Annotated in this window: 12 protein-coding genes; 10 read left to right on the top strand and 2 right to left on the bottom strand. The window is 37.2% G+C overall.

The window, feature by feature from the left end:
- Positions 1-56: 56 nt before the first annotated feature.
- Complete coding sequence (locus IGL32_RS09875; protein WP_002367152.1) at positions 57-683, bottom strand: FMN-dependent NADH-azoreductase; 627 nt, start codon at positions 681-683, stop codon at positions 57-59.
- 301 nt (positions 684-984) lie between these two features.
- Between IGL32_RS09875 and licT the strand changes: the two genes are divergently transcribed.
- The 10 genes from licT to manA all read left to right on the top strand — a co-directional run bounded on the left by licT (position 985) and on the right by manA (position 13,747).
- Complete coding sequence (gene licT / locus IGL32_RS09870; protein ID WP_002359608.1) at positions 985-1,827, top strand: BglG family transcription antiterminator LicT; 843 nt, start codon at positions 985-987, stop codon at positions 1,825-1,827.
- A gap of 162 nt (positions 1,828-1,989) precedes the next feature.
- Positions 1,990-3,870 carry a beta-glucoside-specific PTS transporter subunit IIABC gene (locus IGL32_RS09865; protein ID WP_002359609.1) on the top strand — a complete coding sequence of 627 codons (1,881 nt, stop codon included), beginning with the start codon at positions 1,990-1,992 and terminating at the stop codon, positions 3,868-3,870.
- 24 nt (positions 3,871-3,894) lie between these two features.
- Positions 3,895-5,340 carry a glycoside hydrolase family 1 protein gene (locus IGL32_RS09860; RefSeq protein ID WP_002362575.1) on the top strand — a complete coding sequence of 482 codons (1,446 nt, stop codon included), beginning with the start codon at positions 3,895-3,897 and terminating at the stop codon, positions 5,338-5,340.
- A gap of 181 nt (positions 5,341-5,521) precedes the next feature.
- Complete coding sequence (locus IGL32_RS09855; protein WP_002387147.1) at positions 5,522-6,091, top strand: guanylate kinase; 570 nt, start codon at positions 5,522-5,524, stop codon at positions 6,089-6,091.
- 147 nt (positions 6,092-6,238) lie between these two features.
- Complete coding sequence (locus IGL32_RS09850; RefSeq protein ID WP_002379720.1) at positions 6,239-6,916, top strand: TetR/AcrR family transcriptional regulator; 678 nt, start codon at positions 6,239-6,241, stop codon at positions 6,914-6,916.
- A 20-nt stretch (positions 6,917-6,936) separates the two neighbouring features.
- On the top strand, positions 6,937-8,664 hold the full coding sequence (locus tag IGL32_RS09845; protein WP_002379719.1) for an ABC transporter ATP-binding protein: 1,728 nt from the start codon (positions 6,937-6,939) through the stop codon (positions 8,662-8,664).
- The gene (locus tag IGL32_RS09840) at positions 8,661-10,529 is read left to right on the top strand and encodes an ABC transporter ATP-binding protein (protein WP_002359616.1); all 1,869 of its coding nucleotides are present in this window, start codon (positions 8,661-8,663) and stop codon (positions 10,527-10,529) included. Before IGL32_RS09845 ends, IGL32_RS09840 begins: the two co-directional genes overlap by 4 nt.
- Positions 10,530-10,691: 162 nt before the next feature.
- Positions 10,692-11,561, top strand: coding sequence for a VOC family protein (locus IGL32_RS09835; protein ID WP_002359617.1), 870 nt, complete (start codon positions 10,692-10,694; stop codon positions 11,559-11,561).
- Between the two features lie 129 nt (positions 11,562-11,690).
- On the top strand, positions 11,691-12,734 hold the full coding sequence (locus IGL32_RS09830; RefSeq protein ID WP_002387144.1) for a serine hydrolase domain-containing protein: 1,044 nt from the start codon (positions 11,691-11,693) through the stop codon (positions 12,732-12,734).
- 41 nt (positions 12,735-12,775) lie between these two features.
- On the top strand, positions 12,776-13,747 hold the full coding sequence (gene manA, locus IGL32_RS09825; protein WP_002379715.1) for a mannose-6-phosphate isomerase, class I: 972 nt from the start codon (positions 12,776-12,778) through the stop codon (positions 13,745-13,747).
- Positions 13,748-13,800: 53 nt separating this feature from the next.
- Here the strand turns inward: manA and IGL32_RS09820 are convergent, their stop codons facing one another.
- A complete protein-coding gene (locus IGL32_RS09820; RefSeq protein ID WP_002368898.1) occupies positions 13,801-14,346 on the bottom strand; it encodes an ECF transporter S component in 546 nt (181 codons plus the stop codon).
- Position 14,347 lies beyond the last annotated feature (1 nt).

Here is a 14,347-nt window from a genome sequence, read left to right as displayed (position 1 = left end):
GAGACAAGCAGTGAACGAACTGCTTGTCTCTTTTTGATGTAAATCACTCGGAAAATTTAGAATGTTTTACCGTATTCAGTTGCTTTGGTCATGGCAGTATTTAAAAGTTCTTCCGCGCGATCAGGGAAATGATCGATTCCTTCGATGAATAATCCGTCAACTTGATCAACGCCAATAAAGTTTAGAATCGCTTTAATGTATTGAGAAGCAAAATCTTTTCCTTCGTAGAAGCCGCCATTTGATTGGATGTGTAAGGCTTTTTTACCACTTGTTAGAGGTTTTGGTCCTTCTGCAGTATATTGGAATGTTTTTCCAGCAACGTTGATTGTATCTACCCAAGCTTTTAAGCGTGTCGGTACGTTTAAGTTCCACATTGGATTAGCAATTACTACTTTGTCTGCAGATAAAAATTGATCAGTTAATTCATTAAAACGAGCCACTTTTTGTTGTTGGTTTTCGCTTAATGTTTCAAATGCTGCGCCAGCGCGAAGTGCACCCCAAGCAGATAATAATTCTTCATCGATTTCCGGCATGTTTGTTTCTGGGGCATAAACATCTAAAATTTCGATTTCGTCTGATGGATTTGTTTCACGGTATGAAGCTAAAAATGTTTCTAACGCACGAACTGAGCGTGATTCTTCTTTTGTTAATGGATGTGCTTTAACAACTAATAATTTTGACATTGTGTAATCTCCTTAAAATAAATAGTTTAAAAATTCAACATCTCTATTTTACTAATAAAAAGTAAGAGAAAGCAAGTCTTTTTTTTACTTTTAGTAAACTTTTTTTTAAAATGGATCAACAGAGTAAAAAATAAATAAAAATATTTTTTTGGAAAGGCTTGCATATTAAAAAAAAGCATGCTATTATTACTTTGTAAATAAGGATTGTTACTGCTTTGCAGGCAAAACCAGAGTCTTCCATTAACACAATCAGTGGAGGGATTCTGGGCTTTTTTTATAAAAAAGTGAGGTTGCATTCATCATGAGGATTGAAAAAGTTTTAAATAATAATGTCGTGCTTTCAAGAAATGAGCAAGGCGAAGAAATTGTTTATATGGGACGCGGCTTAGCCTTTCAAAAGAAGATTGGAGACACGATCAATCCAGATTATGTTGAAAAGGAATTCGTGTTAAAGGACTCCGCTATGGCAGGGCAATTCCAGCAGCTGTTTGAAGACGTCCCCACCAAAGAAGTAGAAGTCGTCAAACAAATCGTTGATTTAGCAGAAACAACGCTAGCGATTGAGCTTTCATCAAATATTTATTTAACTTTAACGGATCATATTCACTATGCGTTACTTCGAGCCAAAGAAGGAATTGATATTCCGAATCCTCTTGTATTCGAAACACGCAAATTTTATCCTAAAGAATTTGAAATCGCAAAGCAAGCATTAGCGATTATTGCTGAAAAGCTAGGGGTTCAATTTTCAGAAAATGAAGCGGGCTTCATTGCTTTTCATATTGTGAATGCTGAACAAGGAAATGGCAATATGGAAGTTACCATGGAAGCAACCAAGATGGTTCGTGATATTTTAACGATTATTAGTCGCTACTTTGGACAGGTGTTTGATGAAGATTCATTGAACTATCAACGAATTGTTACACATCTTCAATATTTTGCGCAACGTTATTTAAAACAAGAAGCGCATGATGAGGAGGACGAATTTCTTTTTGCATTGGTCCAAGGAAAGTATCCTAAGGCGTTTCAAGCGGTCCAACGTATTAATGAGTATTTATTAAAAAGCTATGATCGACCAATTGATCAAGCGGAAATGATTTATTTAACCATTCATATCCAAAGAGTGGTCAATGATAAAAAAGCATAACAACCAATAATCGCGGATTGTTACTGATAATGCAGGCAAAACCTAGATTGAAAAAACCGATAACGATTTTCGCAGACTGCGCAGCTGTGAAGAGAAGGATCTGGCTCTTTTTCAATGTAGGTTTTTTTGATATTAAAAATTAATGGAAATGAGGATCTAGAGATGAGTAAAAATCAAGAAATTGCAGCACGTGTGTTAAAAGCTGTTGGGGGCGAAGGCAACGTTAATAGTGTTGTTCACTGTGCTACACGCTTACGTTTTAAATTAAAAGATGAAAATAAAGCAGATACAGCTGCATTGAATGCTGACCCAGATGTTATTCAGGTAGTTCAAAGTGCAGGACAATATCAAGTGGTTATTGGCAGTCACGTTAGTGATGTCTATAAGGATTTGATGGCCAACAGTGGACTAGGTAATGATTCTGATAATAGAGAAAAAGAAAGTGGCGGAAATATCTTTAACCGTTTAATTGATATTATTTCTTCTATTTTTACACCGTTTTTAGGTGCAATGGCCGGCGCTGGGGTTCTAAAAGGCTTCTTAACATTGGCTGTAACTATGGGCTGGTTAGCTGACACTTCAGGCGTATATCTTGTTCTCTTTTCGATTGCAGATGGTTTATTTACTTTCTTACCAATTATGTTAGCGTTTACGGCTGCTAAAAAATTCAATACTAATCCCTTTTTAGCGGTTGCTTTGGCGATGGCCTTGGTTCATCCCAGCATTACTGCTTTAGCAGGCAAAACAATTAGCTTTGCTGGTCTTCCAGTGATTATTGGGCCAAGTGGCTATACTTCTTCGGTTTTACCAATTATTTTGGCTGTTTTTGCACAAAGTTATGTAGAACGTTTCTTCAAAAAAGTAATTCCGAGTTTTCTACAAATTATCTGCGTTCCGTTAGCTGTTTTCCTTATTATGGCACCTGTTACCTTCTTAGCTATTGGTCCTATCGGGACGGTCATCGGCGATTGGTTGGGACAAGGATACAACGCAATTTACGCTTTTAGTCCAATTATCGCAGGGTTATTAATGGGTTCGTTGTGGCAAGTCTTGGTAATGTTTGGTATGCATTGGGGCTTTGTACCAATTATGATGTTAAACTTAACACAAGGTGGCGATACGATGGTACCGATGTTATTACCAGCCGTTATTGCACAAGGCGGGGCTGCTTTAGCTGTCTTTTTCCTAACAAAAAATGTGAAACTAAAAGGTTTGGCTTTGTCTTCAAGTATTACGACTATTTTTGGAATTACTGAACCAACTGTATATGGCGTGACTTTACCATTGAAAAAACCATTTATTGCAGCTTGTATTGGTGGCGGTATCGGTGGTGCATTTGTGGCTATGAATCACGTGAAAAACTTTACGTTTGGCTTGGTTAGTATGTTGAGCTTGCCTGGCTTTATTCCTGCAGAGACAAAAGATACTGCACCGATGATTACTGGTGCAATTGGTGCCGGAATTGCCTTTATCATTGCGTTTGTCTTAACGTTTGTCTTACGTTTTGAAGATCAACCTAATCCAGAAACAGCAACTGAAAAAACAGAAACTGATAAGATGGTGGCACCTGTAAAAACGAATCAAGAAGACAAAATTATTTTAGCAAGTCCACTTCAAGGTGAAATTTTACCGCTAGAAAAAGTACAAGACCCTGTTTTTGCTTCAGGTGCTTTAGGAAAAGGTGTTGCAATTGAGCCGACTGAAGGCAAACTGTATGCACCCGCAGATGGTGAAATCACCACATTATTTCCGACAGGACATGCTGTTGGCTTGACGACAACAGAGGGCGTTGAATTATTAATGCATATTGGCATGGATACGGTCGAATTAGATGGTAAAGGCTTTGAATTATCAGTGAAACAAGGTGATTCTGTTAAAAAAGGAGATTTGCTAGTTACTTTTGATATTGCTGCCATTAAAGAAGCTGGTTATCCGGTAGTTACACCGATTGTGGTAACGAATACGAATGATTATTTAGATGTTTTGGATATGAACCAAACAGACGTGTTACATGGTGAAGACTTTTTAGCCATTATTAAATAAAAGACAATTGGAGGAGGAACAAGTATGACAACAACGACAAAATTTCCAAAAGGATTTTTATGGGGCGGTGCGACCGCAGCCAATCAATTAGAAGGGGCTTACTTAGCCGATGGTAAAGGGTTATCTGTGGCAGATGCGATGCCGGGAGGAAAACAACGTTTCGCTATTTTAGGAGATGAAGCGTTTGATTGGACGATTGACGAAACGAAATATCGCTACCCTAATCATACAGGAATTGATCACTATGATCGCTTTAAAGAGGACATTGCGTTGTTTGCTAAAATGGGCTTCAAATGTTATCGCTTTTCAATTGCGTGGTCGCGTATTTTTCCACAAGGAGATGAAACACAACCGAATGAAGCCGGCTTGAAATTTTATGATGCGGTTATCGATGAATGTTTAAGCTATAACATTGAACCAGTAATTACGATTTCTCATTATGAAATGCCACTGCATTTAGCGAAAGAATACGGCGGGTGGAAAAATCGTCAATTAGTTGACTTTTATGAACGTTTTGCGGAAACTGTTTTAACACGTTACCACCAAAAAGTTAACTATTGGATGACATTCAATGAAATTAATTCAGCTTTTCATTTCCCAGCGCTTAGTCAAGGATTGGTAAAAAGCAATGGAGCCAATGATTATCAAAACATTTTCCAAGCATGGCATAATCAATTTGTTGCAAGTAGTAAAGCTGTAAAAATTGGCCATGAATTAAATCCAGAATTACAAATTGGATGTATGATTATTTATGCCACAACGTATGGCATTGATTCGAATCCAGTCAATCAAGTTGCTACAATGATTGAAAACCAAGAGTTTAATTATTATTGTACAGATGTTCAAGTTCGTGGTGAATATCCAGCATACGCAGAACGCATGTATCAAAAATATGCTGTGAAAGACTTAGTTATTGAAGAAGGAGATTTAGAATTATTAAAAGAATACCCAGTGGATTACATTGGCTTTAGTTATTATATGTCGACTGCTGTCGATGTTACTGGTACTACCAACGATACAGCAAATGGGAATCTTTTAGGCGGCGTTAAAAATCCCTTCTTAGAAGCAAGTGAATGGGGTTGGCAAATTGATCCCGAAGGCTTACGAATCGCCCTAAATGAATTATATAATCGTTATCAAAAACCTTTATTTATTGTGGAAAACGGCTTAGGTGCAATTGATAAAGTAGACGAAAATTTCTATGTGGCAGACGACTATCGGATTGATTATTTACGTCGTCATATTGAAGCAATGGCAGAAGCAGTTGCAGACGGCGTCGATTTAATGGGCTATACGCCGTGGGGCTGTATCGATTTAGTCAGTGCTTCCACAGGTGAAATGAGTAAACGGTATGGGTTTATTTACGTTGATTTAGACGATGAAGGAAATGGTACTAAAAACCGTTATGAAAAAAAATCGTTTAATTGGTACAAACAAGTTATTGAAACTAATGGACAAAACTTAGACTAGTTATTGTAATTAAACAAAACAAGATAAGCGTAGTAGGTTGTTGCTTCTGTTTCCGCTGTTTATTAATTTTTAAGCTTGGACCAAAAATCTAAAGTGATTTTTGGCCCAAGCTCTTTTTTGTCAATTTTTCAAAATAGTGCACAATACGTTATAATAGAAACAACTGAGAGGAGCGTTTCTAATGATTAAGCAATTACAACATCCATTTTTTGTTATTATGGGTCCGAGTGGTTCTGGCAAGACCGCAATTACAAGTAAGGTTTTTCCGAAAAACTATAAAGTTATCTCGCATACTACGAGGAAAAAACGATTGGATGAAGTGGATGGCGTGGATTACTATTTTGAAACAAAAGCAAGTTTTCAAGCCTTGATTGAAACCAATCAGTTAGTGGAGTATGATTTTTACCATGGAAACTATTACGGTGTCGGTGTAGCTGCCATCGTTGAAACAACGAAAGAGCATCCAGCCTATAATGCGTTAACTTTTCCAGGCTTTCAAGCGGTCTTTGAGCGTTTCGGCGAGTCCGTCATTCCAGTTTTTTTTGACGTTTCAAAAGAAAATATTTATCAACGTTTAAAACAACGAGAATCTGATCCTAAAATTATTGAAGAACGTTTAAACCTTTATGATCAAGAAATTCTTATCAAAAACCAATTGGAACAATATCCTAATTATCAACGAATAGATGCCAATGGACCTATAAAAGAGGTCGCTGGCTTGTTACAAGAATGCATCAAACACTATTATTAATCAAGCAACTGGTGAGACAGAATCTAACATCAATTTTGTCTTGCTAGGTGCTTGATTTTTTTTGTAAAAAACTTGCATTCTGAATAGAGAGTGCTATAATGACATGGTGTCATGTGACAATGTGTCATAAAAGGGAGGAACACAAATATGCCTACGAATACGTTTTTTCATTTGCCAGAAGAAAAGCAACAACGCTTATTAGATGCTGCGCAAATTGAATTTTCGCGCCATTCTTTACAAGAAGCGTCAATTGCAAATATTGTTAAATTAGCGGGAATTCCGCGCGGTAGCTTTTATCAATATTTTGAGAACAAAGAAGATTTGTATTTTTATTACTTTGCGACATTAAGAAAAAATAGTGAACGAGATTTAGAGAAACAAATTATTGCGGAAAATGGTGATTTAATCGAAGCCATGGATGTCTATTTCTCCAAAATGATTGTCGAAGTGCTAACTGGAGAGAATGCTTCTTTCTATCGGAATTTATTTGTCAACATGGACTATCGTGCTTCACGTCGGGTGACGGATAATTTAGCGACTGGGGAAGAGGAAAAAAATAGGAAACAGCACTGTCATAAGCATAGAGGAAGAAAAGGCCATGCTGCCTATGCAGAACATCTTTATCAAATAATTGATCATTCGAAATTAACCATTGAAACGCCAAAAGAATTCACATGGTTCATGCAGACGGCGATGCATGCCGTTTTCTCAACAATTGTTGATGGGTATCGTCAACAAAGAGAAAATACTGCCTATGATTCAACTGAAGCAGTCAAACAATTAAAAATGAAATTAAGTTGGTTGAAAAATGGCGCTTATAAGTAGCAAAAAGGAGGAGAAGTTAGTTGATTAAACTAGTCAAACGGATGTCATTATGGTCGGTCTTTGCAGCGGTTGTATTTATGATCGTACAAATTATCGCAGATTTATATCTGCCCACATTAACATCTAATATCATTAATGACGGTGTCGCTAAAGGAGATATTAACTATATTTGGAGTACAGGAGTTGTCATGTTAGGCTTTTCTTTGATTAGCATTGTCGCTTCTATTGGAAATACCTTTTTTGCCACCAAAGAATCACAAAGTTTAGGAAAAAAATTACGGACTGATATTTATCGAAAAGTTGAAAATTTTTCTAATAATGAATTTGATAAATTTGGGACAGCTTCGCTAATTACACGAACAACCAATGATGTCAATCAGATTCAAATGGTTATGCAAATGTTTTTACGTTTAATGATTAACGCACCTTTAACGTTAATTGGTGCAAGTTTTATGGCGTATAACAAGGACCCACAATTAACGAAAATTTTTCTATATGTTTTACCAATTATGGCTGTTTTAGTGGGAGGTATCATGTTTTTAGCGGTTCCGTTATTTAAAAGCATGCAAAAGAAAACAGACCGTTTAAATTTAGTTTTTCGTGAAGGACTGACAGGAGTTCGTGTGATTCGGGCCTTTGGCAAAGCAAACTATGAAGAACAACGTTTTGATGAAGCCAATAAGGATTATACACAAACGGCGATTAAAGTGAATACGATTGTCGCTTTGATGATTCCTTTAATGACACTCATTATGAGTGGTACCAATATTGCAATCACCTGGTTTGGCGGTCATTATATTGCGGAAATGCAACTAGAGGTAGGTAACTTAATTGCCTTTATGACTTATGCCATGCAAATTCTGATGAGTTTCATGATGTTATCCATGATTTTTGTCATGGTACCGCGGGCGCAAGCTTCTGCTGATCGGATTAATGAGGTGCTAAATACTGATTCAGAAATCAAAGATGTACCCAATCCAGAACTACTCTCTCTAAAAGGCGACAAAGCAACATTGGCGTTTGAACATGTTAATTATCGTTACCAGCATGCTGAAAACTTAGCACTGGAAGATATAGATTTTTCAGCAAAATCTGGGGAGACGGTCGCGATTATTGGTGGGACTGGTTCTGGGAAAACAACGCTGGTTAATCTTTTACCACGCTTTTATGATGTTGAATCTGGCAAGATTTTGCTAAATGGTAAAAACATTAAAGATACGTCACAGCATAATTTACGAGAAATGATTGGCTTTGTACCGCAAAAGGCTGTTTTATTTACAGGAACGATTCGTGAAAATATGCAATACGGCGCCCCAAATGCGACCGATGAAGAAATTTGGCAAGCCTTAGAAATTGCGCAGGCGAAGGCGTTTGTTTCAGAATTGGCAGAAGGTTTGGATAGTCATGTCGAACAAGGCGGCGGTAATTTCTCTGGCGGACAACGCCAGCGGTTGGCTATTGCTCGTGCTTTAGTAAAACCAGCAGATGTCTATGTTTTTGATGATTCCTTTTCTGCATTGGATTTCAAAACAGATGCTAATTTAAGAAAAGCCTTAAAAGAGCAGATGACGGATGCAATTGTCGTTTTAGTAGCCCAACGTGTAAGTACGGTTATGGAAGCATCGACAATTTTAGTATTAGACGAAGGGAAATTAGTTGGTAAAGGAACGCATGAAGAGTTATTAGCGAATAACCAAACGTATCAAGAAATTGTACATTCTCAATTGAGAGAGGAGGACCTTGCATGAGTAGTCGACCAAAAGGCGGACCAATGGGCGGTGGACCAGGACGCAACATTGGCGCAAAAGGGCCAAAACCAAAAAATTTCTGGAAAACAGTGAAACGTTTATTTCGATACATGTCTAAACGAATGCTGTCAATTATTGCTGTCTTAGTATTAGCAATTGCAGCCGTCGTTTTCCAAATTCAAACACCAAAAGTATTAGGACAGGCAACAACTGAAATTTTTAAAGGCGTCATGAAAGGCGCTGCTGAAATGAAACAAGGCTTAAAAATAACATCTTTTCCAATTGATTTTGACAAAATTGGTCAAATTTTATTAATTGTTATTGCCATGTACCTTATTTCTGCTGTCTTTAATTTCTTGCAGCAAGTAATTATGACACGTGTTTCACAGCGAACAGTTTATGAATTACGTCAAGAATTAGAAGCGAAAATGAACAAAGTTCCAATTTCCTATTATGATACTCATAGTAATGGGGACATTATGTCACGGGCAATTAACGACATGGATAATATTGCGAGTACTTTACAGCAAAACTTAACCCAATTAATTACCAGTATCGTGACATTTGTGGGTGTACTTTGGATGATGCTGACCATTAGCTGGCAGTTAACACTAATTGCCTTAGCAACAGTGCCATTAAGTTTAATTGTTGTGATGGTTGTGGCGCCTCGCTCGCAAAAACATTTTGCGGCTCAACAAAAAAGCTTAGGATTATTGAATAACCAAGTCGAAGAAACCTACGGTGGTCACGTAGTAGTAAAAAGTTTCAACCACGAAGAAAGTGATCAAGAAGTATTTGAAAAAGAAAATGAAAAATTATATCATGCTGGTCGCAAAGCACAATTTATTTCAGCGATCATTATGCCTTTAATGAACTTTATCAAAAATCTAGGCTACGTGTTTGTTGCAGTCCTTGGTGGCGTAAAAGTAGCGAATGGTATGATGGATTTAGGGGATGTCCAAGCATTTCTTCAATATACCAATCAATTTTCACAACCGATTACTCAAATCGCTAATTTAATGAATACAATCCAAGCTACGGTGGCTTCGGCAGAACGTGTCTTTGAAGTATTAGATGAAGAAGAAATGGTGGATGAACCTTCTGGCATACCAGTGGAAACAGATAGTCCTTATCGTGTTTCTTTTGAACATGTTGCTTTTGGCTATTCACCAGAGAAATTATTAATGAAAGATTTCAATTTAAATGTTAAACCTGGGGAAATGGTCGCAATCGTGGGCCCAACAGGTGCTGGGAAAACAACCCTAATTAACTTATTGGAACGCTTCTATGATATTAGTAGCGGCAGCATCAAATATGATGGCGTAGATACGCGCGATTTATCTCGCGAAGAGTTGCGAGCACACTTTTCAATGGTTCTTCAAGATACTTGGTTGTTCACTGGAAGTATCTATGACAATATTCATTATGGTAATGAGCAAGCGAGCGAAGAAGAAGTGATCCGTGCGGCGAAAGCAGCCCATGTGGATGATTTTGTCAGAAAATTACCAGAAGGCTATCAAACGATTCTAAATGAAGAAGCCAGCAATATTTCTCAAGGTCAACGACAATTAATTACAATTGCTCGAGCATTCTTAGCAAATCCAGACGTTTTAATTTTGGATGAAGCCACCTCAAGTGTGGACACTCGAACAGAAATACTGATTCAAGCAGCAATGAATCGTTTATTGGAAAATCGGACCAGCTTTGTAGTCGCTCATCGCTTGTCGACTATCCGTGATGCCGATACGATTATCGTTATGGCAGAAGGTTCAATTGTAGAAACAGGAACCCACGATGAATTAATGGCGAAAAACGGTTTTTATGCTGACTTATATAACAGTCAGTTTTCAGAAGAAGTAGCCTAAAAGGCGAAGCAAAAAAATAGTAATTCATGATGAGGCTTCAGGAACCATAGTCGTAAAGACTGGTTCCTGAAGCCTTATTTTTTTAACAAAAAGTTAGCGAAATTGAAAAATTTCTATTTTCTTTTGAGAAAAACAGGATATTACTTGATGAAATAGCAAGAGATGTATAAAATGGGAGAGAAGAAAATGGAGGTAACAGAAAAAATGACTGAATTTCAATTAGAAAAAGCTGCGACATTAAAAACAATTGCCATTCGTGCGAAAAAAGTTGGCGAAATGGTCGACTTTTATAAAAAAGTAATGGGTTTTGTTTTAAAGTCAGAAGAAAATAACCTGTCTATCTGGGGTACACGTGAAGCAGGAACGCAATTATTAATTTTAGAAGAAACTAGAAAAGCCGAAGATTTTCATAATGAAGAAAAGCAAATGGCTTATTTCTCAATTAAAGTTCCTACGGAAAAAGAATTTTTACAAATTGCTCAACGAGTGCTTGAGCAAGACTACCCAATTGATGAAAGTTTCCAAATTGGCACACGACAAAGCATGTTCATTACTGATCTTGAAGGTAATCAATTTGAGATTTTTCACGATGAAGCAACAGCAAATTCGACTTCTGAAAAGCAACCAATTGTGCTTAAAGATCTTATCAGTGAGGACTTAGAGCCACATCAAGGGTTAGCCGCTGGGTCATATTTAGCGCATGTGCAATTAAAAACAAACAATCAAAAAGAAATAAAAGCATACTATGAGGAAGTTCTGGGTTTAAAACGCAATGAAAAAGATCAATTTGTTTTAGAAGATGGCAAAGCAACTATTGGATTCCAAAAACCTGAAACAAGTGAAGTGGATCAATTACCTGATCCACACTTAGGTTTAGATTTCTTTACCATTAAGCTCTCTGATCAAGAACATATTTTAGCAATGGAGCAACAATTAACGGCAAAAAATCAAGAGTTCTTTATTGACCAGAAAAAAGCGATTGTCACTGTGTTTGATCCAATTGGCTTGGAATGGTGGTTTGTCTTAAAATAAACGCTTAGACAGACAAAATAAGCTTGTTTTAGCAAGTCTGGAATAAAGTCGGAATAAAAGTTTAACGCTACTTTTGTTCGGAACTTATTCTAGACTTTTCCTTTAATATTAAAAATAGAAGGTGAAAAAATGTACGAAAAAACAAAGTGGAAAATTCAAAAAATGATGAAAAAAGGTGTTTTTTCGGGGGCTAGTTTTTGTTTCATTGAAGGTGAAAAAGAGGAGAGCAATTGTTGGGGACTGGCACAAGTAAAACCCACCAAAGAACAATTAACCTCGGCCATGCTGTTTGATGTGGCTTCTTTAACCAAAGTAGTCGGCACCACCACCGTTATTTTGCAATTAGTGGAAGAAGGAAAAATTATTCTAGATCAATCATTACAAACTTATTATCCCTCTTTTCAAGATTCTAATATTACAATCCGGCATTTGTTGACACATACGGCAGATTTACAAGGCTATATTCCTAATCGTGATCAGCTGAATGCCCAAGAATTAAAAGACGCCTACAATCATTCATTTCACGCAGGCAAAGCAATAGGTAAAAAAGTCGTCTATACAGATGCAGGGACTATTTTATTAGGCTTTATGTTAGAAGAAATGTTCCAACAATCAATGATAGAAATTTTATCTGAGCGAGTATTGCTTCCTTTAGGGATGAACGAAAGTACGTTTCTACCAAAGAATCCTTTAAACTGTGTGCCAACAGAATTACATGAACAAAGAGGGTTGATTCGAGGTGCAACCCATGATCCTAAGGCATTCGTTTTACGGGAACATGCAGGGAATGCTGGCTTGTTTAGCAATGTCTATGATTTAACAAAATTTGTTCGAATGTATTTAAATCGAGGCAGTTATCACAATCACCAATTCTTGAAAAAAGAGACAATTGATTTGTTACTAGTTAACCAAGTGCCAGCTGCAGATAAACCACGTTCTCTAGGCTGGGATTTTAAATATGATGTAGCTACGCAACGGCCATTATTATTCCATACAGGCTATACAGGCACTTTTTTGCTAATTGATGTGCAACAACAATCAGCGCTTATCTTTTTATCTAATCGAGTCCATCCAGAGGACCACCGGAACACTTATATCGAAGAAAGAGATCAGTTGTTGGCAACCTATTTAAAAGAGAAATCATCAGTTTCAGATGAAATGACTAGTTTTTAGTGATATAATGAGAGCGAATTCAATTTGGGAGGTCACAGTCAATGCAAGAACCATTATTTTTACAACCTGTTTTTCAAGAAAAAATTTGGGGCGGCAATCGTCTACACACGCTATTTGGTTTCGATTTACCGAGCGATAAAATTGGTGAAGATTGGGCAATCAGTGCACATCCACATGGCGTTAGTACTGTTTTAAATGGCGAATTTAAAGGAAAAAAATTAGATGAATTGTGGGCAGACCATCAAGAGTTATTCGGCCATGCAGGTGGCGCTGTCTTTCCATTATTAACGAAAATTTTAGATGCTGAAGATGATTTATCCGTGCAAGTTCATCCTGATGATGCATATGGCCAAAAACATGAAGGCGAGCTAGGCAAAACTGAATGTTGGTACATTATTGATGCAGAACCTGGCGCTGAAATCATTTATGGACATCACGCGAAAACAAAAGAAGAACTTGCAGAAATGATTGAAGAAGGTCGTTGGGACAATCTTTTAAGAAAAGTACCAGTGAAAAAAGGCGATTTTTATTATGTACCAAGCGGCACTATTCATGCCATCGGCTCGGGTATTTTAATTTTAGAAACGCAACAAAGCAGTGATACTACGTATCGGGTTTATGATTATGATCGAACAGATGATCAAGGAAAGACCCGGGAATTGCATATTCAACAATCCATTGATGTGACAACCGTTCCGGCGAAGGATCCTGACCTCTCTATTCAACAAGAAAATCAAGGACAATCAAGCATTGTTACTTATGTAAAAACAGATTTCTTTAATGTCTATGAGTGGCGTGTCAGTGGGATTCTAAAAGTCAAAAAACAAGCACCTTATACATTAGCAACAGTTATTGAAGGTGTGGGTCGATTGATTACAGAAGATGCTGCAAAAGCAGATGTGGCTACTTTTGATTTGAAAAAAGGCGATAGCTTTATCTTTCCGACAGATATTCCGAGCTGGCGTTTTGAAGGTGATCTAACGATTATAGCTTCAGAACCTGGCAGTCGCTAAAAAAAGAGGAGATCATCAACAGATGATTTCCTCTTTTTTAGCATTAAAACAGTTTATTTTGTTATAAAGGAACGTTTAGGTAAGGCAGCGATAACAGCTGTGACGATGATGACTGATAGCAGACGATCCCCGTAATCTGTTATCAATTGAACCAACAGGACGCTTGCTAACTGATTGAAGCCTAAACCATATAAAAATTGGACAATTATGCTGGAGCCAGCAGAAGTAATTCCACCAAATAAACAAACTGTTATTAAGGAAGAAATCACTGTTCCTGGTATCGTTAACCACAACGTTTTAAATGGTAATTTGGTTACTTTTAACTGCTGATGAAGGAGCAAACCTGCTAAAATTCCTGTGCAGAGTTGGACAGGTGAATAATACAGAGAAAAGATATCCGTTGTCAATCCAGTTAGTAGACTTGTTAAAATACCTGTCAGTGCGCCAAAGAGTGGGCCTAATAACGCACCTGTAAAAATAGTTCCCGCACTATCAAGATAAATTGGTAAACGAAGGAGTAACGCAATGGTACTGCCAAGGTAATTTAAAGCAACACTAAAAGCGATAATTGTAATGATTCGTGGTGTTATTTTTTTCATG

This window comes from Enterococcus sp. AZ035 (assembly GCF_050548325.1).
In the GTDB taxonomy this organism is placed as follows: domain Bacteria; phylum Bacillota; class Bacilli; order Lactobacillales; family Enterococcaceae; genus Enterococcus; species Enterococcus faecalis.
This window is presented reverse-complemented; position numbering and strand designations above follow the sequence as displayed.

What these genes read in the sequence shown, in the direction of transcription:
- IGL32_RS09875 (WP_002367152.1), bottom strand. Translation starts at nt 683, where the DNA reads ATGTCAAAATTATTAGTTGTTAAAGCACATCCATTAACAAAAGAAGAA.
- licT (WP_002359608.1), top strand. Translation starts at nt 985, where the DNA reads ATGAGGATTGAAAAAGTTTTAAATAATAATGTCGTGCTTTCAAGAAAT.
- IGL32_RS09865 (WP_002359609.1), top strand. Translation starts at nt 1,990, where the DNA reads ATGAGTAAAAATCAAGAAATTGCAGCACGTGTGTTAAAAGCTGTTGGG.
- IGL32_RS09860 (WP_002362575.1), top strand. Translation starts at nt 3,895, where the DNA reads ATGACAACAACGACAAAATTTCCAAAAGGATTTTTATGGGGCGGTGCG.
- IGL32_RS09855 (WP_002387147.1), top strand. Translation starts at nt 5,522, where the DNA reads ATGATTAAGCAATTACAACATCCATTTTTTGTTATTATGGGTCCGAGT.
- IGL32_RS09850 (WP_002379720.1), top strand. Translation starts at nt 6,239, where the DNA reads ATGCCTACGAATACGTTTTTTCATTTGCCAGAAGAAAAGCAACAACGC.
- IGL32_RS09840 (WP_002359616.1), top strand. Translation starts at nt 8,661, where the DNA reads ATGAGTAGTCGACCAAAAGGCGGACCAATGGGCGGTGGACCAGGACGC.
- IGL32_RS09835 (WP_002359617.1), top strand. Translation starts at nt 10,692, where the DNA reads ATGTATAAAATGGGAGAGAAGAAAATGGAGGTAACAGAAAAAATGACT.
- IGL32_RS09830 (WP_002387144.1), top strand. Translation starts at nt 11,691, where the DNA reads ATGTACGAAAAAACAAAGTGGAAAATTCAAAAAATGATGAAAAAAGGT.
- manA (WP_002379715.1), top strand. Translation starts at nt 12,776, where the DNA reads ATGCAAGAACCATTATTTTTACAACCTGTTTTTCAAGAAAAAATTTGG.
- IGL32_RS09820 (WP_002368898.1), bottom strand. Translation starts at nt 14,346, where the DNA reads ATGAAAAAAATAACACCACGAATCATTACAATTATCGCTTTTAGTGTT.